This is a genomic window from Archangium sp. (assembly GCF_057119385.1).
On record NZ_DBNGVP010000160.1, the window covers coordinates 1 to 21,961 of the forward strand.

The following is a 21,961-nucleotide window of genomic DNA, read 5'->3' on the forward strand; positions in this document are numbered from 1 at the left end:
GCTTCGCCTCGCCGCTTCTTCCTGGCGAGGGGCGCGGAATCTACTTCGCTTCCGCATCTCGTGTCAACTCGCTTCGTCGACTCTTTCTTCCACCTCACTGCGGCTTTCGCCGCTTCGAGGAGAGGCGCCTTCTACCACCGCCGCGTTGGGAGTCAACTTCGCTCGCCGACTTCGTATTTCGACTTTCACTGCTTCCGGCCGGTGCTTCCGTCGCCAGTGCGACGTCGCCTTTCCGTCCGAGGGGCGCGGCTTCTACCACCGCCGCGTTGGGAGTCAACCCCGTACTTCCGACTCCCTATTCCTTCTTTCAACCCGAGTGACGTGGAACCTCCCGCCGCTCACCCCTTCTGCTCGGGAGCGTGCGGCGCCGTTGCGCCAGCCCGTCGTGCGAAGGGAACCGATACCTAACGCTTTGTTGCCTTCCCGTCAAACCTTCTTCGTGAGGATTGATCCCGAGGAGCAGCTCAGCGTCGGGGTTCATTGGGGATAACCCTCCAGAACAGGTCCCCTCTTCCCACGAAAAAGATTTTCGCGGCCTCAATCTTCGATGTCACTGGTGGGCCCAGCGGCCTCAGCCTTTCGGTGAACACGCTCGAACAACAGGTCCATCCGCGTGCGCCTTCAGCCGGTGAACAGCGGTACGCACCGCAACCCAGCCCCAGCGGTCCCCAGCAAGGCCCGCATCGGTTCAGCGACCCTCCTGATGCCCCAGAGGAACTCCGCCGCGGCGAGGGAGAAGAATCGGCCACATCCCGCCCACGCGGGTCTTCTCCCTCCCCGATCGCACCTTCACCGCCCTCGCCAACCTCAGCTCGGGCGCTCCCTCTCGCCATTGCCCGAACTACCGCTCCGCCTACCAGGACAGCAGGGGGGCGAGCTCGCAGCCGTTCCGGCCCTCTATTCCTTCTTGAGGACCACGTAGCCCGCCGCGGGGATGTTCACCTTCGTGTTCCCGCCCCTCAACGTCGCCCCGTAGTTGCCGAAGTTGCTTCCCCCGTACGCCGCAGCGTCGCTGTTCAGCACTTCCTTCCAGTTCCCCGGCGGCAACGGCATCGTGTAGCCCTCCAGGTTCTCCCGGTTCAGGCTGCCCACCACCAGGTACTCCTCCCCTCCCGCCTTCCTCGTGAAGGCCAGCACCGAGTCCTCGTTGTGCGTGTACACCCGGTTCACCTCCGCATCCGCGCGGAACGCCGGGCTCGAGTGTCTCAGCGCAATCGCATCCTGGTAGAACCGGAAGCTCTGCCGACGCGTGATGTCCAGCATCGCCTCCGTCCGCTGCTCCGCCGGCATCGCCGCCAGGCTCTCGAAGACCTTCCGGTCCTCCGCCGACAGCCCCCGGTACTCCCCATCCTTCGCCCGAGCCTCCGGCGGCAGAGCGAACAACCGCTCGTACGACGCCTTCCTCGCATCGTCGAACGTCACCTTGTCCCAGCTCCAGTCCTTCCCCAGTGACTCCCAGCTCCAGTCACTGTCCCACGTGGACGGGTTGCCCCACCGGAAGTCGTTCTGCGCTCCGAACTCGTCGCCCTGGAAGAACATCGGAATGCCCGGCCCCGCCAGCCCCAGCCCCGCCGCGAACCGCGCCGCGCTCCTCGACCACTGCTCCGGGAAACTCCGTCGGCTTGTCCCCCTCCGCCGTGTTCATCGTCCGCTGCGCGTTCCCCACCTCGTCATGGTTCGAGATGATCGTCAGCGCCTTCTTCCACCCGTCCAGCCCCCGCGGGCCCGTCAGCATGGACATGAACGCGTCCACGTCCGTCTTCAACCCCCGCGCCGCCGCCTGGATCAGCCCCGGCTTGCTGTTGTCGTTCACCAGCCGGTGCTGGAACTCCGTGTACCACTGCGCGTCGAAGCCCCCTCCCGTCCCGTCCTTCTGCGCCGGCTTCGTGATGCTCGGGTCGTAGTCGAACTGCTCCGCCACCGTCCACACGTCCGGGTTGAAGAAGTGCACCTGCCGGTTGATCTCCCGCAGCATCTCCCACCCGTCCTTGCCTCCCACTCCCTTGATGGGCTCCGTGAAGTCGAAGCGCAGCCCGTCGAAGTGCAGCTCCTCCACCTGCGCCACCGCGTGGTCCACGAAGAACTGCTTCACCTTCGGGTTCGAATACGCCGGCACCGCGCCCCACGGTGTGTCCCGCTGCTCGAACTTCCCCGGCTCCTTCGACCAGTTGAAGAACGGGTTGTCCGGCCCTCCCAACCCCCACATCCCGTTATGGTCCCCGTGCACGTGGTTGTAGACCACGTCCGAGATGACGTTCATCCCTCGCGCGTGCGCCTCGTCGATGAAGCGCTTCAGCGCCTCCGTCCCGCTCACCCACTTCCCGTCCGCGTCCTCGAAGCCGAACGAGCTCTCCACCGCCAGGCTGTTCACCCCCAGGTAGCCCCAGTTCCGGTTCCCCTCCACCTCGTTCACCGGCAACAGCTCCAGCGTGTTCACCCCCAGCTTCTTGAAGTAGTCCAGCCTCGCCGTCAGGTCCTCCAGCGTCGAGCGATCCGCGTTCTTCGCCTCGCCCAGGAAGCTCCCCACGTGCAGCTGGTACACCACCCACTTGCTCGGGTCCTTCTCCCGCGGCGCGGCGTCGTGCTTCCACGTGTAGCTCGCTGGATCCGTGATGACCGAGCCCCGGAACGTCACCCCGCTCGCCTCCGTGATGACGTTGCTCCAGGGGTCGTTGTTCGGTGACTTCAGGCGCTCACCCGCGCTCAGCTTCCCGTCCCCGTTCCCGTCATCCCTCAGCCGCAGGTTGCCCTTCGCGTCCTTCTCGTAGACCTGGAACTCGTACTGCAACCCCGCCAGCTCCTTCGGGTCGTTCACCAGCGCGGTCCACGCCCCATCCTGATTCGTCATCCGGATGCGCCCGTCCGCCTCCACGTTCTTCGACCACAGGTCGTTGAGCTTCCCGTCGTGCAGCTTGTCCACCAGCGTGGCGTCGATCGTCCCCAACCGCGCCAACAGCTCGTCCCGGCTCAGCTGCCGCCCACTCGCGTCCTTCAACACCAGGTACGCACTGTGCGCGTCCTCCTCGTCATCCACGTCGAAGCGCATCAGCTCGACGCTGTCCCCCGCGTAGCGGTTCACCTCCTTGCCCGTCTTCGCGTCCAGGTACATCCGCGACAGGCCCCGCTGCTCGCCCATCATCTCCCGCGCGTACGGGTCCGGCCGGTCGCTCGTCACCCCCTCCGAGTCCACCACCTCGTAGACGTACGACTTGCCCACCACGTCCTTCCAGCCCCCCTTCACCTTCGCCGACCAGTTGCCATCCTCACCGCGCTCCATCGGGAAGCGCCGCACCCGCCCCTCCGCGTCCGTCACCTTCAGCTGCACGCTCTTCGCGTTCCCCGCCCAGAACTTGAACGTCGCGTCCTCTCCCGACTTCCTCGAGCCCATCTCGTGGTACGTCGTCGGCGCGTACGTGGTCGTGGCCTTCTTCACGTCCAGCTTCAGGTTGCCTTCGCCCATCACCGCCCAGACGCCCTTGCCCGTCGGGCCATCCGCCTGCACGCCCCACTCCCAGTCGTGCGGCTGGCCATCGTCCAGCACCTCCACCGTCGCCGCCCACTTCCCATCCCCCAACGGCTTCATCGGAAGGGTCCGCTCGTTCCACTGCGCGCTGTAACGGCCCGTCGCGTCCCAGCTCCCCTTCACCTGCAGATTCGTGAGCTCGGCGTGCGGCCCCGCGTCGTACACCAGCGTCACCGAGCGCTTCACCGGCGCCCCCACCGCCAACGCGTTCGCCCCCACCACCCCCGCGGCCCTCGTGCCGAGCACGTTCAGCGCCGCCCCAGCACTCGTGGGCTCGAAGGTGGAGCCCGCTCCCCGTGCGGCCGCCGGGCGCCCCGCCGTCTCGAACGCCGAATCCTTGCCCCGCGCCACCCCCGCTCGGGATTTCGTCTCGAAGGCGTCCCGGGCCTCGGGCCCTCCCGCAGGGGGCTTCTGCCCCGCCTTCTCCGAGCCCACCGCCGCGGGCTCCTTGCGGACCTCCCGGCTGCTCGTGGACGAAGCCTCGCTCTTCGCGCCGGGGACCGGACTCTTCGGGGGCTGGTTGATTCTGGAAGTGCTCACGGTCGTCTCCTCTGGCGCGGACCCGGAAGTCGCGGTGCCCCCCATTGTCGGGGCACCCACGGTCCGAGTTTCCTCCGTCCAGACGTGACGCACTCCACGTCCTGCCCTCCACGCCACCCTCAGTGTGGGCTTTCGTTCATCCGGCCCTCCGCATCCATCCAGTCCTCAGCAGCGGGACCTCAGCCCCAGCCCGGTCCTTCCGAGCTCGCCGAGTGCCCCACCTCCACCCCGCGGAAGTCGCCCCGCTGCACCCTCAACGCGAACTTCTCCGCGTCGATCTCTTCCCGCGTGCGGATCTTCCATCGGCGCAACACCTCCACCGGCGGGCACCACCCCGAGACCGCGTGCTGCAGCAGGAAGCCCGCCACCACTCCCGGCAACCACAGCCACTTCCGCTCCCTCGTCACTCCCAACACCAGCCCCGCCAACGACAGCATGGCCGCATTCGCCTGCAACACCCGCTCGACATCCCACTCGCGCTCCAGCTCCTCCAGGCGCCGCTCCACCTCGTCCTGGGGACGGCTCGCGTACCAGTCGATGCGCTCACGCAGCTCCCGTAGGATTTCCTCGTTCGCCTTCCGCGGCCCGTGACGGCGCACCCGGTCGCTCCGGGGCACGAGGAACTGCTCCAACCTGGCATCCATGCCGAAACCTCCCTGAGGACGTGCGCGTCCCGCCGGAAGGTGATGCCCCCACTCCCGCCCGCCAAGGCGAACCCCGGTCTCACTGTCTTTCGTGCCCACAAAGACAGACGGGCCACGGGGTCTCTCCCCCGCGGCCCGCCTGTCTGCCCGCTCACTCCAGGCCTCGACGCTCCGTCTACCGCCGGCCCTTCACCTCGTCATCCGCGTCCTTGATGACCCGCTTCGCGTCCTCGATCTTCTCCTTCACCGCTCCCTTGAGCGTGTCCTTCTTCCCCTCCGCCTCCAGCTCGCGGTCGCCCGTGGCCGTCCCCACCGTCTCCTTCACACGCCCCTTCAGCTTGTCCGTCCACTCACCCATGGCTTCCCTCCTTGGTGTCCTCGAGTCCAATCACAGACACCCCTGAAGCTATGTACCGGAGGGAGCCACGCCCACTCCTCGAGCGCTCGCCCGCCTGAGTGCCCTGCGTCGGTCCATTCCGGCTCATGTCCGGGCATCCACGCCACGAGCGGCCGTTCGCGTCACCCGCCATGCGCTCCAAGCAGCCGGCCTACCGGCAACACGCTCGTCCGCGTCCGCTTCGACCCGCGGGGAAGCACGCGCGGCTTCGAGGACTTCAGCCGGCTCGTCGGCACCGCCGTGGCCAGTGAGGGTTCGCTGCGTTTCCCAAGCCGGAGGCCGAGCCTCAACGGCAACCAGCAAGTGGATCGGGCCTCGGCGCGCCGCACTCATGCGCTCCGGCCAGCGCGAGCGGCCCCCTGCTCAGATTCCACCGGGGCCCGGTCCACTTCCCAGCGACATCCATTCTCGGAGACATACGCCGTGCCCGACGGACGGGAAGCCCGACACCTCCCGTCCGCCAGGCCAAGCGCTCCTTCCCCAAGGAGACTTTTGAAACGGTCTCAGCCGCAGACCGTCTCGAGCATGATGCGGCACACCTCGTACGGGTCGCAGTTGGCCGCCGGACGGCGATCCTCGAAGTAACCGCGGCCGTCGTTCGCCGTGCCCAGCGGGATGCGGATGGACGAGCCACGGTCGCTCACGCCGTGCCGGAACACCGTGATGGGCGCCGTCTCGTGCAGACCCGTCAGGCGCTCCACGTTGTGCGCGCCGTACACCGCGATGTGCGCCTCGTGCTTCGCGCGCAGCTTCTCCATCGCCGCTTCAATCACCTTGATGCCACCGGGCTCGCGCGTCGACTTCGTGCTGAAGTTGGTGTGGCAACCCGTGCCGTTCCAGTCACCCTTCACCGGCTTGGGGTGCAGCGTGGCGCTGATGCCGTACTCCTCGCCCATCCGGTACAGCAGCCAGCGCGCCAGCCACAGCTCGTCCGCCATCTCCAGCGCCGGCAGCGGGCCAATCTGGAACTCCCACTGCGCCGGCATCACCTCGGCGTTCGTGCCGCACAGCTTGATGCCCGCGCGCAGACACGCCTCGGCGTGCGACTCCACCAGCTTGCGGCCAAACACCTCGTCACTGCCCACGCCACAGTAGTAGCCACCCTGCGGCGCCGGGAAGCCCTTGTCCGGCCAGCCCAGCGGACGGTTGCCCTCGAAGAGCGTGTACTCCTGCTCCATGCCGAACCACGCCTCCTCCGAGGCGTACTTCTCCGCCACCTGCCGCAGCGGCGCGCGCGTGTTGCTCCAGTGCGGGCTGCCGTCCGGATTCATCACCTCGCACAGCACCAGGATGTCCTTCGTCCCCGGCTTGAGCGGGTTGGCGATGAAGCGCACCGGCCGAAGCATCAGGTCGCTCTTCTTGCCCTCGGCCTGGTAGGTGCTGGAGCCGTCGAAGCTCCAGTCGGGCAAATCGGAGAGACTCCGGACCTCCGCCACCTCCACCACCTTCATCTTCGAGCGCAGCTTCGCCGTCGGCCGCTGCCCGTCGATCCAGATGTATTCCGCCATCACCTTGCTCATTCGCCACGTCCTCCCAGAGGCCCGCCCCAGCGGGCTGTTTTCTCGCGGCCCTCACCGGGCCTGACGCCAGAACCCTTTTGCAGATGCGGTGCCAACGCCTCCGCACCCTGGGGGCCTCGACGGAAACCCTCGAAATTGCGCGGGACGGGCCTCGCAGGCCGCTCATCCCCCCTCTGAAGGGCCTTCCCCGACTCCGACAATTTTGTAGGAGATGCGCTCGCTTCCTACAAATTTGTCGGAACCGGCCCGTTCTCCCTCGGGGACAGGCCCGCGCTCGAGCACCGGGGAACCCTCGCGAGACCCTCCGCTCCCCTGGGATTGACTGGAATCCAACGGAAGATGTGGCTCCAAACGTGGGCCCCTGGACGCCTCGCCGCCTGCCTGCTCTCGACCCTCGCCCCCGCCTCGCTTACAATTTTGTAGGTCTTCGGCCGGGAACCGACAAAAATGTCGGAACCGCCCGGGAGCCCCTCGGGACCCGGCTTCGTGGAGCACCCTCACATGGCGAAACGCACAGAAGAGCAGACGGGCAGGCACCCCGCCCTGGCCAGTCTCCTGGAGGTCAGCCAGGCCCTGGCCGGCGCCCAGGATCTCCGCGCCGCCCTCCACCGCGTGCTGGAGCGACTCGAGCGCTACCACGGTGTGGTCCGCGGCGCCGTCACCCTCACCGACTCCGACACCGGGGACCTCTATATCGAGGCCTCCATCGGCTTGAGCGCCGAGGGCCGCAAGGCCCGCTACAAGCTCGGCGAGGGCATCACCGGCCGCGTCGTCCAGAGCGGCAAGCCCATCGTCGTGCCCGAAATCAGCCGCGAGCCCCTCTTCCTCCACCGCGCCTACCTCGGCCGGCGCGGCGGCAACCAGGAGCTCTCCTTCATCTGCGTCCCCATCCTCCTGCACCGCAAACCCGTGGGCACCCTCGGCGTGGACCTCCTCTTCCACAAGGACCGCGACTACCAGGAGGAGAGCCGCCTCTTCGGCGTCGTCGCGTCGATGATCGGCCAGGCGCTCGCCGCCCACCGGCACCTGGAGGACGAGCGCAAGAAGCTCCTCGAGGAGAACACCACCCTGCGCCAGGAGCTGCGCGAGCGCTACGACTTCTCCAACATCATCGGCACCTCCGGCCCCATGCGCCAGGTGTACGAGCAGATCCACCAGGTGGCCCGCACCAACACCACCGTCCTCATCCGCGGCGAGTCCGGCACCGGCAAGGAGCTCATCGCCCACGCCCTCCACTACAACTCCACCCGCGCCAAGAAGCCCTTCATCAAGGTCAACTGCGCCGCCCTCCCCGAAACCCTCATCGAGTCCGAGCTCTTCGGCTACGAGAAGGGCGCCTTCACCGGCGCACAGAATCGCAAGCGCGGCCGCTTCGAGCTCGCCGAGGGCGGCACCCTCTTCCTGGATGAGATTGGCGAAATCAACCTCGCCACCCAGGTCAAGCTGCTCCGCGTCCTCCAGGAGCGCGAGTTCGAGCGCGTCGGTGGCACCGAGACCCTCAAGACCAACGTCCGCCTCATCGCCGCCACCAACAAGGACCTCGAGACCGCCATCTCCGAGAAGGCCTTCCGCGAGGACCTCTACTACCGCCTCAACGTCTTCACCCTCTTCATCCCTCCCCTTCGCGAGCGCAAGAGCGACCTCCTCCTGCTCGCCGACCACTTCGTCGCCAAGTACTCGCGCGAGCACGGCAAGAACATCCGCCGCATCTCCACCCCCGCCATCGACATGCTCGTCAGCTACCACTGGCCCGGCAACGTGCGCGAGCTGGAGAACATCATCGAGCGCTCCGTCCTCGTCTGCGACGGCAACGCCATCCACGGCCACCACCTCCCCCCCACCCTCCAGACCGCCGAGGCCTCCGAGACCGTCACGAGCAGCTCCCTCACCGACTCCGTCCAGCAGTTCGAGAAGGACCTCATCGCCGATGCCTTGAAGACCACCCGCGGCAATCGCGCCAAGGCCGCCCGCCTCCTCCAGACCACCGAGCGCATCATCAACTACAAGGTCTCCAAGTATGAGATCGACTGCTCACGCTTCCGTGGGTAGGAGGACGGCATGTCCGGCGAGACGAACCTGGAGGTGTTGCTGAGGTCGATGCGGAGGGCTCACGCTCATCCTCCCCCGTGAGAAGGCCGACGCCGCTGGGTTAACTTACGGCGCTGTCTTCCGGATGCTCACCCTCTCCGTGCACTCCAGCCTGGAGGCCGTGGGGTTCCTCGCCGCCGTTACCACCCGGCTCGCCGCTCGGGGCATCAGTGTGAACCCCGTGTCGGCGTACTTCCACGATCACCTCTTCGTCCCCTCCGCTCGCGCCACGGAGTCGCTCGCGCTGCTCGCCGGGCTCGCTCGCGGCGACCCGGCTCCGGCCTGACGCCGCTTCACCTTCATCCTCAAGCCCTCGACTCCCAGTGTGATGAGCGCCCTGGGTTTCACGTTCACGCCGGGCTCCAGCTCCAGCTCGTAGCGCTGCGCGATCGCCGCCACCAGCAACTGCGCCTCCATCAGCGCGAACCGGTTGCCGATGCACAGGTGCGCTCCCAATCCAAAGGGCAGGTACGCCGGTAGCTGTCTGTCATCCACCCCCAGGAAGCGCTCCGGCCAGAAGCGCTCGGGCTGCTCGAAGAAGCGTCCGTCCCGGTGTGTCACGTAGACGCTGATGACGATCGGCGCGTTCGCCGGAATCGTGTAGCCCCCCAGCTCCGTGTCCGTGAGCGGCGCTCGCTCCGCGTACCAGGCCGGCGGGTAGATGCGCAGCGTCTCCTTCACCACGCTCTCCGTGTACTTGAGCTTCGGCAGGTCTCCCACCGTCGGTGCCCGGCCCTCCAGCACCGTGTCCAACTCGTCCTGCAGCTTGCGGCGGATGTCCGGGTTGCGCGACAGCAACAGCCACGTCCAGCTCAGCAGGTTCGCCGTCGTCTCGTGCCCCGCGAAGAGCAACGAGAGCGTCTGCGCCCCCACCTGCTCGTCCGCCATCTTCGTGCCGTCCTCGTCCCTCGCCAGCAACAGCATCGAGAGCAGGTCCCCCCGGTCCGCCCCCGTCGCCCTCCGCTCATCGATGATGCTGCCCGTGATGCGATTCAGCGCCTCCACCGCACGGCGACTCGCGCCCCAGCGCTTCACCGGCACCCACTCGGGAAGCACCGAGTACAGCGGGTACTCCTTGTTGATCGCCTTCATGATCGCCGTGAAGGCCTCGCTCACCTGGCTCGCCTGCTCCCCCGTGTCCGCGTCGAAGAGCGTCTTCGACACGATCTCGAACGTGAGCCTCATCATGTCGTGCGAAGTGTCTCGCGTCTCCCCGTCCTTCCACCCCTCCAGCATCCGCGTCGCGAAACGCTCCATCACCGCGCCGTACCCCTCGATGCGCTTGTGATGGAAGGCCGGCTGCATCAGCCTCCTCTGCTGCAGATGGTTCTCCCCCTCCTGCGAGAACAGGCCCCTCCCCAGGAACGACTCCATCAGGTCCCTCGAGATCGCCGTCCGCACGAAGTTCTGGCTCGTGAGCACCTTCCGGATCAGCTCCGGGTGGTTCACGAAATAGAAGCGTCTGCGCCCCAGGTGGAAGCTGCTCACGTCTCCGTAGCTTCCCAGCTCCCTGAAGAAGTCCAGCTCTCCCTTCGCCGCCGCCAGGATGTTCCCCAGCAACGCGTTTCCCTTCGGCCCCGGTGGGTGTTTCGCTTTCATGGCCCAGAGATTAGTGCCCCGTGCCTCCGGACGTCACAGGGAGGTTCTCGAGAGCTGCTGACCCTCACCCCGTCCCTCTCCCGGCGGGCGAGGGGTTTTGTCCGTGGGTAGGGTCTGTTTGGAACAACACGCCCGCCCACACCAGCAGCGTCCCGTCCTTCCTCTCCCGGAACAGCAACAGCAACAGCCCCGCCACCGCGTACGTGCACGAGCCCCAGCAGGTACATCGCCATCAGCCGCCTCGTGTACACCGGCACCACCGACGTGCCCCGCTTCTCCGCCCTCGTCAGCTGCACGCAGAAGCCCAGCCCGAACAAGAACGAGAAGATGGGCATGAACCTCCCGTTCACGAAGAACTGGAACAGCTCGTTCGCCGCCTGGTCCACCCACGAGGACTCCAGCTCCTCCTTCACCACCGACCGCGGCATCAACACCCATCCACTCATCCAAACATAGACGTTCGAGACGAACACCCCTCCCAGCGCGAACCCGCGCAGCACGTCCAGCACTTCCAGCCGCTCGCCCGCCTCCACCGGACGCGCCTCGGCCACTGCCTCCACCCCAGGCCCCGTGCTCATCCTCAGTTGCTCCCCGTCCGATCCGCCAGCGCCCGCTCCACTTCCCTCTCCCGCTCCGCCTCCTTCCCCTGCCCCTCTCCCCTCGGCGCCTCCCACGGCACCTGCCCCGCCTCCCGCCGCTCCACCTCCCGCTGCTGCCTCATCTGCCCGCTCGTCTCCAACGCCAGCCGCGTCGTCCGCTCCGTCAGCTTCAGGATTCCCTGCGCATCCACCACGTTCGTCGGATCCAACTGGTCCAACGGCGTCTGCTCCAGCCGCCCCAGGGACATCCGCTCCAGCTTGAACCCCAACAGCTCCGTCCCCACCTCCATCATCACGTGGTCGATGAAGAGGCTCCGGTCCGCCAGCAGCTCATCGAAGTTGAACGTGCTCGCCGCGTTCGCCAGCGCGCACGCGAAGCGCTCCTCCAACAGCGCCTGCACCTCCTCCGGCCGGTTCGCCCTCGCGCACCCCACCTCCCTCGCCACCCGCAGCACCGCCGCCTCCTCCCGCTCCACCTTCACCAGGAACGTTCCCCTCACGTCCACCCGGATGCCGTCCCGGCACGACAGCCCCTGCTTCCCCCTCCGCTCCACCACCACCTTGCGCACCGACAGGTCCAACACCTCTCCCCTCTGCACCATCGGCAACACCAGCCCGCTCCCGAAGCGCACCCGCGTCGGCCCCCCTCCCTTCTCGAGGAGCAGCGCCTCTCCCGGGCCCACCCGGCGGTAGCTCTTCAGCAACACCACGCCGCACGCCACACAGGCGGCGGCCACTCCAGCAAGCGCCAGCAGAAGGGGCATCTCCATGAGGGAACGGCTCCAGGCAGGGGGCCGGGACTCCAACACGCCCCATGCCTCCCGCGCCAGGGCCCACTCCCCTCCTGGCCCCCTGGTGTAGCCTCTTCACCATGCGTCCGATCGACATCTGCACCGCCGTCCTGGTCACCACCGGCAACCGCGCCCTGCGCGAGCCCTCCAGGACCCGCTGGGATGCCGTCGAGGAACTCCTCGGCCTCCGCCTCCGCCCCCACAGCCCCTTCGACTCCCGCGTCACCTTCGTCGACGTCGGCGGCGAGCACGTCTCCTTCGAGGAGTGGCTCGAGAACCGCCCCGCCCCCTCCGCCCGCCTCTGGCTCGCCCCCTTCCCCCAGGACCCCTCCTCCGACCCGGGCCTCCAGGGGCTCCCCCCGGAGGTCCTCCAGGCCATCGACCGCGGCGGCCTCGGCTTCCTCGTCTACTCCGATGGCCAGCGCGTCGAGCGCTTCGTCCCCCGGGAACTCCAGCCTCGCACCTATGAGCTCTCCGGCCCCCAGCTCCATGCCTTCATCCTGGGCCGCGGAAATCCCTCCGCCCTCTTCGCGCTCCTCGCCTCCGAGCTCGGTGTGGCCCCCGAGGCCCTGGAAGGCCACCTCGCCCACCTCTCGCCCGATGACCTCCAGGACGTCATCCCCCGCTTCATGTCCGCGGGCGCCATCGTGGAGTTCTCCTCCCCCGGTGACGAGGGACCCGACTCCACCGACTCCATCACCTGGAACTCCTTCTTCTCCCCCTCCCCCGCCGCCTCCAGCCTCTCCTTCGAGTTCCTCTACGCCGGCCCCGGCTCGGAGTCCGACCTCGAGCGCGACCTCGACTCCGCTCGCGCCGAGCTCTCCGCTACCCTCGAGGCCCTCGTGGAGTTCGCCCACGCCCACTCGCTCCGCTCGTGGGAGAAGCACTTCCGCCGCGCCCTCCTCCGCCTCTCCCTCGAGCCCCAGCCCCTCGAGGACCTCGTCGAGCTGCTGCTCCTCAACGCCCTTCCCACCCCCGCCATCCAGCTCGCCCTCTGCGCCGCCGCCTCCGATGTCTTCGGCGGCATGGGCTCCTGGAATGACATGGCATTCGACGGCCACGACCGAGAGCGGTACATCTCCCTCTCCGACCGGCTCTTCGCCTCCACCCGCTCCGCCCTCCGCACCAGCCTCAACCGCTCCGCGCTGTGAGCACGGAACGGGAGTCCGGGGGGACAAGGCGCGGGATGTAGACCCTCACCCCGACCCTCTCCCAGAGGGAGAGGGAGGCGGCGGCGCTACTCCTTCTTCGCTTCCTTGCGCCGGCTCAGCACCTTCTGCAGCTTCTTCATCTTCTCCAGGATGAGGCTCCGCTTCAGGTTCGACAGCAGCTCCACGAAGACGTGACCATCCAGGTGGTCGATCTCGTGCTGCAGCACGTGCGCCAGCCTCCCCTCCGCCTCCAGCTCGTGCCACTCCCCCGCCCGGTCCTGGTACTTCACCTTCACCTTGTGGAACCGCGGCGTCTTCTCGTACTGGTCCGGCACCGACAGGCACCCCTCCTCCAGCGTCACCGGCCCCGATTTCTCCAGAATCCGCGGGTTGATGATCTCGAAGTACGTCCCGTCCTCCCTCCCCACCCACGAGCACCGCTGCGACACCCCAATCTGGTTCGCCGCAATCCCTATCCCCTCCGCCTCCTTCATCGACGCGTACATCTCGTCCAGCAGCTTCGTGAGGTGCTCGCCAAAGTCCGTCACCGGCTTCGTCGGCGTGTTGAGGACCTTGTTCGGCCAGATGACGATGTCGCGTGCCATTCGGTGTCTCTTCTCCCTGCTCGAGCGCGTGAACCGCCCTTCTACACCGGGCACGCCCGCTCGCCACCCCCGAGTGTCACCGTCCTGTCTCCACCTCGACTCCCCTCCCCCGAGCGCCCCGCGTGCGGGTCTGCTACACCCCCCGTATGCACCCCAACGCCCAGCTCCTCACCGACTTCTACGCCGCCTTCGCCCGCCGCGACGGCGACACCATGGCCTCCTACTACCACCCCGACGCCGAGTTCTCCGACCCCGCCTTCCCCGGCCTGCGCCACGCCCGCGTCACCTCCATGTGGCGCATGCTCTGCGAGCGCGGCACCGACCTCGAGCTCACCCTCGTCGACGTCCAGGCCGATGACCGCTCCGGCCGCGCCCGCTGGGAGGCCCGCTACACCTTCAGCATGTCCGGCAACAAGGTCCTCAACCGCATCTCCTCCTCCTTCGAGTTCAAGGACGGGAAGATCTTCCGCCAGACCGACTCCTTCCCCTTCTGGACCTGGGCCCGCCAGGCCATCGGCCCCGTAGGCCTCCTGCTCGGCTGGACTCCCTTCGTGCGCAACAAGGTCCAGGCCCAGGCCCGCCGCTCCCTCGACAAATACATGGAAGAGCGCGGAATCAAGGGAGCGTAAGTCTTTCCCCAATTCCTCTCATCCTCCTTCCAGAGCCAGACAAGCCCTCTTCCCTGGAAGAACAAGACTCCGGGCGCCCGCCCCGCGCAGCGGGCCCCCGAGGTACGGTCAAGCGCCACCCCCCCGAGTCGCCCACCACCCCTCCCGCGCGGCGTTTCCCCTCTGAAAACCCGCGTCTCCTCCTCCGTCCGCCATCGTCCCACAGACCGTCCAGATGCGCGCCCCGGGCGTGGAAAGATGTATCAACGCCACACTTCCCCGGCCTTCCGAGACGCATACACATGCAAGATTTCAGCAGCAACATTCGATTTGTATTTGCCGCTGAGAATTTGTATTGCTTTACCTGCGTGAGCTCACGCGGGCCGTGTGTGGATGACGAAGGGAAAGATTTCCGCTCTGGATGCAGGCATCCCGGATGCAAGGAAATGAGACCCACGAAGAGATCCACATCCGGTCGCGTCACATCAACGGTCTCGTGAAGGAGCACTCCACAGAGAGTGCGGGAGGGCATCATGAGGGCAGTGCTGAATCACATCGCCGAGCGTCAGTCCCGTTTCGCCGAGCACCACGTCTTCGACGGACTGCAGCAGGACGGGCCGCTGGAGCAGGTGCTGGCGTTCGCCCCCCGGCTGGCCTTCTGGGTGATGAGCTTCCAGGACGTGCTGCGGCTCAACGCCCAGCGGATGCAGGACCCGGAGCTGGCCATGCTGATGCTGCGCCACCGCCAGGAGGAGCGCGGGCACGACCACTGGTTCTTCGAGGACGCCGCCCAGCTGATGGGCCGCCCCTTCCACCTCACCGAGCCCTGGGGCCGCACCCATGAGGCCACGCGGGACGCCAGTTACGCCATCCTCGCCGAGGCCATGCGCCCGCTGGATGACCGGCTGCGCATCGTCCTGGTGCTGACGCTGGAGTCCACCAGCCACGCCTTCTTCAGCCGCACCGCCAACCTCCCGCAGACGCTCAGCCAGGGCCAGCGCCTCAAGTACTTCTCCAACCACCACATGGAGGCCGAGGAGCAGCACGAGGTGTTCGAGGAGCAGATGGAGGCGATGCTGCTGGGCATGGAGCTGTCCCCGGAGCTGCGCGCCGAGGCCATCGCGCTGGTGGACCGCGTCTACGCGGCCTTCCACTCCATGTTCGACGGCTTCCAGACCGAATCTCAGCGTCCCGCGGTCAAGCCCGAGTGGCGTCCGCAGCCCGCTGTCACTGCCCAGCCGGCCCTGATGGCCAGCCCCGCTCGCTAACGCGCTCGCGGTTCCCGCTGTACGTCGTCCGGGTGTGAGCCTTCCCCACCCCGCGTTGCTTCAACGGCCGCTGGCGGCACGTTCCGCCCGGCCTCCCGGGGGCCCTACGGGGCCTCGACGGTGTTGAAGAACGACTTGATGACCTCCTTGCCCTTCACCTCCCACAAGATGACCTGGCCCTGGCGGATGAAGTAGCTGTCCCCGGCCTTGTACTTGTGGGTGTTGCCCGCCTCGTCCGTCAGCGTCACCTCGCCCTCGAGGATGGTGGCGTGCTCCGTGAAGGGGAAGTGGATGCGAATCTTGCCCTTCGTCGCCTTGAAGAGGCCGGCCGCCACCGGGCCCCGGGCGTAGTCGATGCGGGCGAAAATCTGGGGGTTGCCCTCGAGCACCTCGCCCCCGAGGTTCTCCGGCGCGCCCAGGTTCACGAAGCCGTCATCACCCACCTTGCCCTTGGGCGAGTAGACGATCATCGCCTTGGGGCGAACCGTCGTCTCACCCTCGAGCGCCGCCGCCGAGCTCGCCAGCTCCGCCGAGCCACCCTGGGGAAGCTCGCCACCGCAGGCGGTCAGCAGACCCGCGAGAGCGACGACGCCAAGGCCCAGCATGCTGTTGAGGCGAACGCGACGGAACATGAGCACTCCCGGTTTCGTTGTTCGCGAAGATTTATGCCACCCCCTGAATCCAATGTCTATGCAAATTCAGCGTGGGACGCGAAAAACAAACCGGAAGTCTCCTTTTTCGCTCTCACCGTGAGCGGTGTTTGTCTACCATTGGCCCCGTCTGTCTACCATTGGCCCGTCCGACCTACCGCGTCAGGTTCACCATTTGAGGTGATAGGTGCAGGAGCGGCCTCCCTTGCCGCGGCAGCCGGCGGGGCCGTGGTCGATGCGCAGGCGGATGGAGCCCTTGGGCTGGAAGCGGTCGTAGAGGGCTTCCATGATTCCCTGGTCGAACTCGCAGGGGTACGGGTTGTCGGCCACCATGCGGGCGGCGCGCTCGCCCTCGGGGAAGTAGCGGTAGCTGCCGATGTCCCCCTTGCCGCGGTGGTTCATCCGGTAGGCCACGTCCAGCGAGTTGAGCGCCGAGCCGAACGAGTCGATTCCCGGAGGGAAGACGGCGCTCTTGGGCACCGCCCGGCCAATGGCCCGCGTGGTGTTGGGCCCCACCTGCTTCAGGATGTCATCGAAGCTGTCGAGGACACTGGGCATCGGGTACCACTTCTCCGGATCCAACGGCTCGATGCCGTGCGAGGCCAGCACCCGCTGCGCCTTGAGCTTGAGGAACTCCATGGCGTTGACCAGGGCCTGTACGCTCTTCCCATACACCTCGACATGACCTGCGGATGCGTTGCGCGTCATGACCACTCCTTAAGTTGGCTCTCGCGAGCATGACTCAAACACCAGGCAGGCCGATTCTCCCTCAAGCGCCCCCCTCGCCGCGAGACGCCTCGGCGCTTGATTTGAGAATTCCACCGCAATCAATTATCTACCGTCTGGCTGTGCAATGCCTGAATCCGTGGCACCGTGGCGCAGTGCGTCCATGAGCAATGTGTGTGCATTCAACTCCGAGCGCCGCACGTTGCCCGCCCGGGACAGCGCTTCCTTGTAGCCACCGGCCACGAAGGCCTGGAAGTCCAACGTGGCCAGGCGGTACGTCGCCTCCGGCCTCACCGGCTCGTCCCCCGCCTCCGGGAGGGCCGGGTCCTTCAGCACCCGCAGGCGCACCGGCCGCCCGTCCTCCACCTCGTAGCGGATGCCGCTGCGCTGGCTGTAGCTGTCCGTCCCCCGCTTCGACTCGCTCAGCGCCACCCAGTCCGCCAGCTGCGCCCCCGTCAGCTCCGCCGTCACCAGGAGGTTGCGGTACGGAATGGCCCCCAGGAAGTCCTCCACCGTCACCTCCCCCGCGGGCAGCCCGCCCCGGAAGCTCGCCGACAGCGCGAAGAAGGCGTGCGCCCCCGCCGCCCGGCGCCAGATCTCCGCCGCCCAGGTGCCCACCTCCGCCTGCCCCGTCGTGAGGCCCTCGTCCCGCAGCGGCCTGTCCAGATGGCCCAGCACCTCGAAGCGCTCCGGCCGCTTCGCCACCAGCGCCCGCTGAAGCCGCTCCACCTCCGCCGCCGTCCGGGGCTCCTCCCGCTTCGTGCCGTCCATCTTCACCAGCCCGCCCTCCACCCGCTCCAGCCTCCCGCCCCGGAAGCGCAACCGCACCTCCGAGAGGTAGGCGAGGTATTGGTACGGAGACAGGTACCAGGTGCTCGTCCCCGGCAGCACCCCCAGCTCCGTCTTCTGGTGCGAGTGCGAGCCCATGATGACGTCAATGCCTGACACCTCCCGCGCCAGCGCCTCGTCGTCCTCGCGCAACTGGTGCCCGAGCAGCACCACCGCGTCCACGTGCTCCCGCGTGCGCAGCGTCTCCACCACCGCCCTCGCCGCCTCCGTCGCGCTCGTCCACCGCGTCCCCGCCGGCAGGTTCTCCGGCTTCACCAGACGCTGCATGTCCGGCCCCGCCACCGCGAAGAAGCCCACCCGCACGCCCCCCACCTCGCGCACCACGTAGGGCTTCCCCTCCACCCGCAAGTACGGCGCTCCGTCCGGGCCCACCAGGTTGGCGCAGAGCACCGGGTAGCTCGCGCTCGCCCGGCACCGCTCGAAGGCCTCCGCCCCGTAGTCCAGGTCGTGGTTGCCCAGCGCCATCACGTCCAGCACGCCGTTGAACCACGGCCACTCCACGCACCCGTACTCGTCACTCCACGTGGGCACGCCCTTGTTCACCGTGTCCCCTCCCGACACCACCAGCGTGTCCGGCCTCGCCTTCGCCTCCCGGAGGTACGCCAGCGCCCGCGCCACGCCCCCCTGTCCCGGCTCGCCCTCCGAATAGAAGGGCACCGCGTGCGAGTGGTAGTCCGTCATCCCCACCAGCGTCACCGTACGCGTCGTCTGGCAGGCGGAGAGGAACAGCAGGCTCGTGAGAAGGGTGATGCGTTCGTTCATGGCGCAATGGCTCCTGCTCCCGCCCTTCACATCCCGCCACTCGTCCCGTCAAGCCGCGTGCCTGCCTGCCCTCCGGCCTGCCCTGGCGTATGGGTCCCTTCACTCCGGCACACCCACCGCACCATCGCCACCCTTCCGAGCGAGACAGTCCAACCAAGGAAGGCATGGGAATGGATGCCATCGCGCTCTTGAAGGCGGACCACAAGACCGTGGAGACGCTCTTCCGCAAGTTCGAACAGGCCGGCCGCAACGCCAGGAAGCTCAAGCGCAAGCTCGTGGATCAGCTCGTCCGCGAGCTCGCCGTCCACGCCATCATCGAGGAGCAGATCCTCTATCCCTCGATTCGCGCCAAGGCCACGGCCCTCGAGGACCAGGTGCTCGAGTCCCTCGAGGAACACCACGTCGCCAAGTGGCTCCTCAAGGAGCTGGAGAACCTCCCTCCCGAGGCCGAACGCTTCGACGCCAAGGTGAAGGTCCTCATCGAGAACGTCCGCACCCACGTCACCCAAGAGGAACGCACCCTCTTCCCCCAGGTGCGCAAGGCCTTCAGTCCCCAGGAGCTCCGCGACATGGCCGAGGCCTTGACGCTCGCCAAGCGCGCCGCTCCCACCCGGCCCCATCCCCGCGCCCCGGATACCCCGCCCGGCAACCTCGTCGCCGGTGCCGTCTCCGCCGTGCTCGACATGGGCAAGGACGCCCTGCGCGCCGCTCGCCGCAAGGCCGAGGGTCTCTCGCCCTCCCCCGCTCCTCGCGCCGGCAAGCGCGCTCGCAAGACGCGCGGCGCCTCCAGCGAGCTGCCTCGCGAGGGCGATGGCTCCGTCCAGGACATGGCCACCGAGTCGTCCTATTTGATGTGAGCCCGAACGGTCCGAGGGCCTGGTTCCTTCAGGCCCTCCCCCCGTTCATCGGCAGTCACACCCACTGACTCGCGCGTCCTTCTCCGCAGAGGCCCCTCGCCTCTCCACCCGCATTCAGGAGAAGACCCCGATGAGTCAATGGACGGATTCGTTCACGTACACCTGGTATGGGAAGAAGCCCGAGGAGATGGGCAAGAACCCCGGGCCCCAACAGAGCCCCAATACCTGCTGGGCGGCCAGCGCCGCCTACGTCCTGGGTATTCCAGAGGTCAAGGTCAAGCTCGTGACGGACCTGGAGAGCGCCATCCAAGGGCATCTCTTCAAGGACTACATCTCCTTCCTCCACACCGAATTCCCAAATCAATTCAAGGCCCAGGCCCGGCTCTACGGGAATGACTTGACCGGCGCCGACCTGGAGAAACGCTTCCCGATGATCGTCCAGGTTCCCGGGCACTTCATCGTGGCCCTCGCCATCGGGCGCGCACAGTCCAAGGAGGACCGCATCCTCTGGTGGGATCCCGCCGACGGGCTCGCCCACAACGCCCCCGTGAGCACGCTCGGCACGACCTATGGTGGGGGCTCGTTCCTGTTCGTCTCCAAGGTCTAAGCCCCCCCTGATTCACGGGAACGCTGGCAGCGGCGAGATGTCCGGGGACACCCACGCTCGCCGCGCGGCCTCCGCTTCCAGCGTCTCCTTGCGGTAGTGGCGCGACAGCAGCTTGCTGTCCCGGAGTCCCTCGTGCGCCTCCTGAAAGGCGCTGAAGGGATTCAGGTCCGGCGTCTCCTTCAGCGCCACGTATACGTGCGCGCTCCACGCCCGCGTCACCGTCTCGTGGTACTTGCCCGGTGCGCCCAGCGCCGTCGCGTACTTCTGGATCGTTCCGCGGATCCGCTCGTAGCCCTCCACCGGCCCGTGCCGGCGCAGGTAGAGCCAGGCGAGTCTCACGTGCTCCCGGTGGCCAAAGTGCTCTCCCGGCCACTCCGCCGACTCCACCGCCGCGAGGAATTCGTCGTCACTCGCTGTCTCCGGGTTCATGTCCGCGTTCCTCGTGGCCCTCTTCGGGGGGGAACCCGGGACCCGGGCACCCTCACCCCGTCCCTCTCCCGGAGGGCGAGGGGATGTTACTCCCACGCGAACGCGAACCCTCCATCCAATCCGTCCACCCACTCGCGCTTCACCCGGATCCGCCGGCCCCCCGTCGCGCACAGCAACGCCTCCAATACCCCCTCCTGACACGCCGCCGGCAGGAAGTCTCCCCTCCTCACCACCCTCCCACTGCTCAGCCCCGTCCACTCCACCGACAACTCCCCGAAGCTCATCGTCTGCCGATGGATGTCCGGCGCACTCTCCATCATCCGCCTCGGACTCCCATGCGTCAGCACCTTCACCACCCTCCCCAACGGCGAGGACAGGTAGTCCGCATTCGTCCTCCTCCCCAGCTCCCTCAGCGCCTCCTCCCCTCCCCCGTACCTCGGCGCCAACTGTCTCGCCGCGCACGCCAGCATCCTCAGCAACGAACGGATGGGATAGCGGAAGGCATCCACGAAGTGCTCCTCGCCGCTGGCCTCCACGCACCCGCGCATCGCCGACTCGTCCCCCAGCCCCCTCACCGCCTCCAGCGTTCCCTTGAACATCACCCCCCGCGCCGTGTCCTCCGCTGTCGCCTGCCCCATCCTCCACACCAGGTCCCTCTCCCAATCGCTCTCGCCCGGCGCGTCCAGCACCACCGCCCGCATGCTCATTGGCCGTACCCCGATGCTGTGAGGATGTCCCTGATGACCTCTCGGCGTCATGGGCGACCCAGGGGTGCACCGGCCATGCCGTGAACCCCTCCGCGCTCCCCTTCCGTCCGACTCTCCACACTCGCTCGTCCCGCGGTACAGGCCCCTCTCCCCCACCGTCCGAAGCCCGACACACCCCTCACCCCCCGGGGCGCAAACCCTGCGCGGTCCCCCTCGACCCCCGGGCGCAAATCCTGCGCGTCACGGCCCCGCGCTCACTCCCACGTGACGAGGTACTCGCTCTCGAGCACCTCCAGCCTCGTGCCACCCACCCGCACGCCCCGCGCCTTCATCGCCTCGAGCGCCGCCAGCAACACGCCCTCGTGCCACGCGCACGGCATGAAGTCGCGCCGCATCATCACCCGCCCCCGCGTGGGCCCCTCCATCGTCACCGTGCGCTCTCCGAAGTTCACCGCCGCCCGGTACGCCGACGGCATGTTCATCAGCAGCCGCCGCGTCTCCCCCTTCGACAGCAGCAGCAGCGCCTTCCCCGCCGCCGACTTCAACATGTCCGCCGTCGCCCTCCTCCCCAGCTGCCGCTGCGCCTCCGCCCAGCTTCCACACCGCGGCTCCAATACCCGCGCCGCCGTCTCGCTCACCTTCAGCCACGCCTCCACCGGGTAGTTGAAGAACTCCACGAAGCGCGGCTCTCCCCCCGCCTCCACGCACTGGCGCACCCCCTCCTCCCCCTCCAGCGCCCTCACCGCCTCCAGCGCTCCCAGGAAGAACGTGCCCCGCACCGTGTCCGACGGAGTCGCCAGCGCCAGCCGCTGCTCCAGGTCCTCGCGCAAATCCTGCGCTTCCACCACTTCGGCCTCGCACGCGCTCACGCTCATCGCACCGCCCCTCCGCTCTTGCACCCTGAACACCCCCTCTCGGAGCCCCCTCCCCCGCCCCCTCCCCCGTCCTCTGCCCGACTTCTCCCCTCTCCCCAATTGCCCGTTCCCTCACACTCCGGCCCCACCGCCCCCGGCTCGGCACCGCTACGCCTACAATGGCACT

22 protein-coding genes are annotated in these 21,961 nt (G+C 67.7%); 7 read left to right on the forward strand and 15 right to left on the reverse strand.

The window, feature by feature from the left end; translation table 11 throughout:
* Positions 1-897 precede the first annotated feature (897 nt).
* The 5 genes from AC16DP_RS38725 to glnII all read right to left on the reverse strand — a co-directional run bounded on the left by AC16DP_RS38725 (position 898) and on the right by glnII (position 6,624).
* Positions 898-1,539 (reverse strand): alpha amylase C-terminal domain-containing protein, encoded by a 642-nt coding sequence (locus tag AC16DP_RS38725; RefSeq protein ID WP_329733543.1) that lies wholly within the window; start codon positions 1,537-1,539, stop codon positions 898-900.
* Entirely contained in the window at positions 1,466-4,063 is a 2,598-nt protein-coding gene (locus AC16DP_RS38730) for an alpha-amylase family glycosyl hydrolase (RefSeq protein WP_329733542.1), read from the reverse strand. The genes AC16DP_RS38725 and AC16DP_RS38730 overlap by 74 nt, the downstream gene beginning before the upstream one ends.
* Positions 4,064-4,242: 179 nt before the next feature.
* Complete coding sequence (locus AC16DP_RS38735) at positions 4,243-4,707, reverse strand: YgaP family membrane protein (RefSeq protein WP_329733541.1); 465 nt, start codon at positions 4,705-4,707, stop codon at positions 4,243-4,245.
* 175 nt (positions 4,708-4,882) lie between these two features.
* A complete protein-coding gene (locus AC16DP_RS38740; RefSeq protein WP_047853824.1) occupies positions 4,883-5,065 on the reverse strand; it encodes a CsbD family protein in 183 nt (60 codons plus the stop codon).
* A gap of 542 nt (positions 5,066-5,607) precedes the next feature.
* A complete protein-coding gene (gene glnII, locus AC16DP_RS38745; RefSeq protein WP_329733540.1) occupies positions 5,608-6,624 on the reverse strand; it encodes a glutamine synthetase GlnII in 1,017 nt (338 codons plus the stop codon).
* A gap of 501 nt (positions 6,625-7,125) precedes the next feature.
* On the opposite strand from glnII, the gene AC16DP_RS38750 reads away from it, so the two are divergent.
* Together AC16DP_RS38750 and AC16DP_RS38755 are read left to right on the forward strand one after the other, a co-directional pair.
* Complete coding sequence (locus tag AC16DP_RS38750) at positions 7,126-8,673, forward strand: sigma 54-interacting transcriptional regulator (RefSeq protein ID WP_329733539.1); 1,548 nt, start codon at positions 7,126-7,128, stop codon at positions 8,671-8,673.
* 124 nt (positions 8,674-8,797) lie between these two features.
* The gene (locus AC16DP_RS38755) at positions 8,798-8,998 is read left to right on the forward strand and encodes an ACT domain-containing protein (protein WP_414640799.1); all 201 of its coding nucleotides are present in this window, start codon (positions 8,798-8,800) and stop codon (positions 8,996-8,998) included.
* Here the strand turns inward: AC16DP_RS38755 and AC16DP_RS38760 are convergent.
* The 3 genes from AC16DP_RS38760 to AC16DP_RS38770 are packed head-to-tail and all read right to left on the reverse strand — an operon-like array spanning position 8,914 to position 11,680.
* Positions 8,914-10,311, reverse strand: a complete 1,398-nt coding sequence (locus AC16DP_RS38760) for a cytochrome P450 (RefSeq protein WP_329733538.1) — start codon at positions 10,309-10,311, stop codon at positions 8,914-8,916. The two genes, AC16DP_RS38755 and AC16DP_RS38760, sit on opposite strands and share 85 nt — an antisense overlap.
* Complete coding sequence (locus AC16DP_RS38765) at positions 10,308-10,889, reverse strand: DUF418 domain-containing protein (RefSeq protein WP_329733537.1); 582 nt, start codon at positions 10,887-10,889, stop codon at positions 10,308-10,310. The genes AC16DP_RS38760 and AC16DP_RS38765 overlap by 4 nt, the downstream gene beginning before the upstream one ends.
* Positions 10,890-10,891: 2 nt before the next feature.
* Positions 10,892-11,680, reverse strand: a complete 789-nt coding sequence (locus AC16DP_RS38770) for an SPFH domain-containing protein (protein ID WP_329733536.1) — start codon at positions 11,678-11,680, stop codon at positions 10,892-10,894.
* A 101-nt stretch (positions 11,681-11,781) separates the two neighbouring features.
* Here AC16DP_RS38770 and AC16DP_RS38775 point away from each other — a divergent pair, with 101 nt between their 5' ends.
* Positions 11,782-12,852 carry a hypothetical protein gene (locus AC16DP_RS38775; RefSeq protein ID WP_329733535.1) on the forward strand — a complete coding sequence of 357 codons (1,071 nt, stop codon included), beginning with the start codon at positions 11,782-11,784 and terminating at the stop codon, positions 12,850-12,852.
* A gap of 86 nt (positions 12,853-12,938) precedes the next feature.
* On the opposite strand, the gene def is transcribed toward AC16DP_RS38775, so the two are convergent.
* Positions 12,939-13,457, reverse strand: coding sequence for a peptide deformylase (def, locus tag AC16DP_RS38780; RefSeq protein WP_329733534.1), 519 nt, complete (start codon positions 13,455-13,457; stop codon positions 12,939-12,941).
* Between the two features lie 146 nt (positions 13,458-13,603).
* Here def and AC16DP_RS38785 point away from each other — a divergent pair, with 146 nt between their 5' ends.
* Together AC16DP_RS38785 and AC16DP_RS38790 are read left to right on the forward strand one after the other, a co-directional pair.
* Positions 13,604-14,086 carry a nuclear transport factor 2 family protein gene (locus AC16DP_RS38785; RefSeq protein ID WP_329733533.1) on the forward strand — a complete coding sequence of 161 codons (483 nt, stop codon included), beginning with the start codon at positions 13,604-13,606 and terminating at the stop codon, positions 14,084-14,086.
* 512 nt (positions 14,087-14,598) lie between these two features.
* Positions 14,599-15,333 carry a hypothetical protein gene (locus AC16DP_RS38790; protein WP_329733532.1) on the forward strand — a complete coding sequence of 245 codons (735 nt, stop codon included), beginning with the start codon at positions 14,599-14,601 and terminating at the stop codon, positions 15,331-15,333.
* A gap of 104 nt (positions 15,334-15,437) precedes the next feature.
* Here AC16DP_RS38790 and AC16DP_RS38795 read toward each other — a convergent pair whose 3' ends face one another.
* The 3 genes from AC16DP_RS38795 to AC16DP_RS38805 all read right to left on the reverse strand — a co-directional run bounded on the left by AC16DP_RS38795 (position 15,438) and on the right by AC16DP_RS38805 (position 18,320).
* On the reverse strand, positions 15,438-15,965 hold the full coding sequence (locus AC16DP_RS38795) for a cupin domain-containing protein (protein WP_329733531.1): 528 nt from the start codon (positions 15,963-15,965) through the stop codon (positions 15,438-15,440).
* A gap of 186 nt (positions 15,966-16,151) precedes the next feature.
* Positions 16,152-16,691: a hypothetical protein gene (locus AC16DP_RS38800; RefSeq protein ID WP_329733530.1), complete on the reverse strand. Its 540-nt coding sequence runs from the start codon at positions 16,689-16,691 to the stop codon at positions 16,152-16,154.
* Between the two features lie 123 nt (positions 16,692-16,814).
* Positions 16,815-18,320 carry a bifunctional metallophosphatase/5'-nucleotidase gene (locus AC16DP_RS38805; protein ID WP_329733529.1) on the reverse strand — a complete coding sequence of 502 codons (1,506 nt, stop codon included), beginning with the start codon at positions 18,318-18,320 and terminating at the stop codon, positions 16,815-16,817.
* A 170-nt stretch (positions 18,321-18,490) separates the two neighbouring features.
* On the opposite strand from AC16DP_RS38805, the gene AC16DP_RS38810 reads away from it, so the two are divergent.
* Both AC16DP_RS38810 and AC16DP_RS38815 read left to right on the forward strand, forming a co-directional pair.
* Positions 18,491-19,177 (forward strand): hemerythrin domain-containing protein, encoded by a 687-nt coding sequence (locus AC16DP_RS38810; protein ID WP_329733528.1) that lies wholly within the window; start codon positions 18,491-18,493, stop codon positions 19,175-19,177.
* A 130-nt stretch (positions 19,178-19,307) separates the two neighbouring features.
* Positions 19,308-19,784 (forward strand): hypothetical protein, encoded by a 477-nt coding sequence (locus AC16DP_RS38815; RefSeq protein ID WP_329733527.1) that lies wholly within the window; start codon positions 19,308-19,310, stop codon positions 19,782-19,784.
* Positions 19,785-19,796: 12 nt separating this feature from the next.
* Here the strand turns inward: AC16DP_RS38815 and AC16DP_RS38820 are convergent, their stop codons facing one another.
* The 3 genes from AC16DP_RS38820 to AC16DP_RS38830 form a co-directional block, all read right to left on the reverse strand.
* Positions 19,797-20,213 carry a hypothetical protein gene (locus tag AC16DP_RS38820; protein WP_329733526.1) on the reverse strand — a complete coding sequence of 139 codons (417 nt, stop codon included), beginning with the start codon at positions 20,211-20,213 and terminating at the stop codon, positions 19,797-19,799.
* Positions 20,214-20,299: 86 nt separating this feature from the next.
* Positions 20,300-20,920, reverse strand: a complete 621-nt coding sequence (locus AC16DP_RS38825) for a TIGR02265 family protein (RefSeq protein ID WP_329733525.1) — start codon at positions 20,918-20,920, stop codon at positions 20,300-20,302.
* 254 nt (positions 20,921-21,174) lie between these two features.
* The gene (locus tag AC16DP_RS38830; RefSeq protein WP_329733524.1) at positions 21,175-21,795 is read right to left on the reverse strand and encodes a DUF2378 family protein; all 621 of its coding nucleotides are present in this window, start codon (positions 21,793-21,795) and stop codon (positions 21,175-21,177) included.
* Positions 21,796-21,961: the final 166 nt, after the last annotated feature.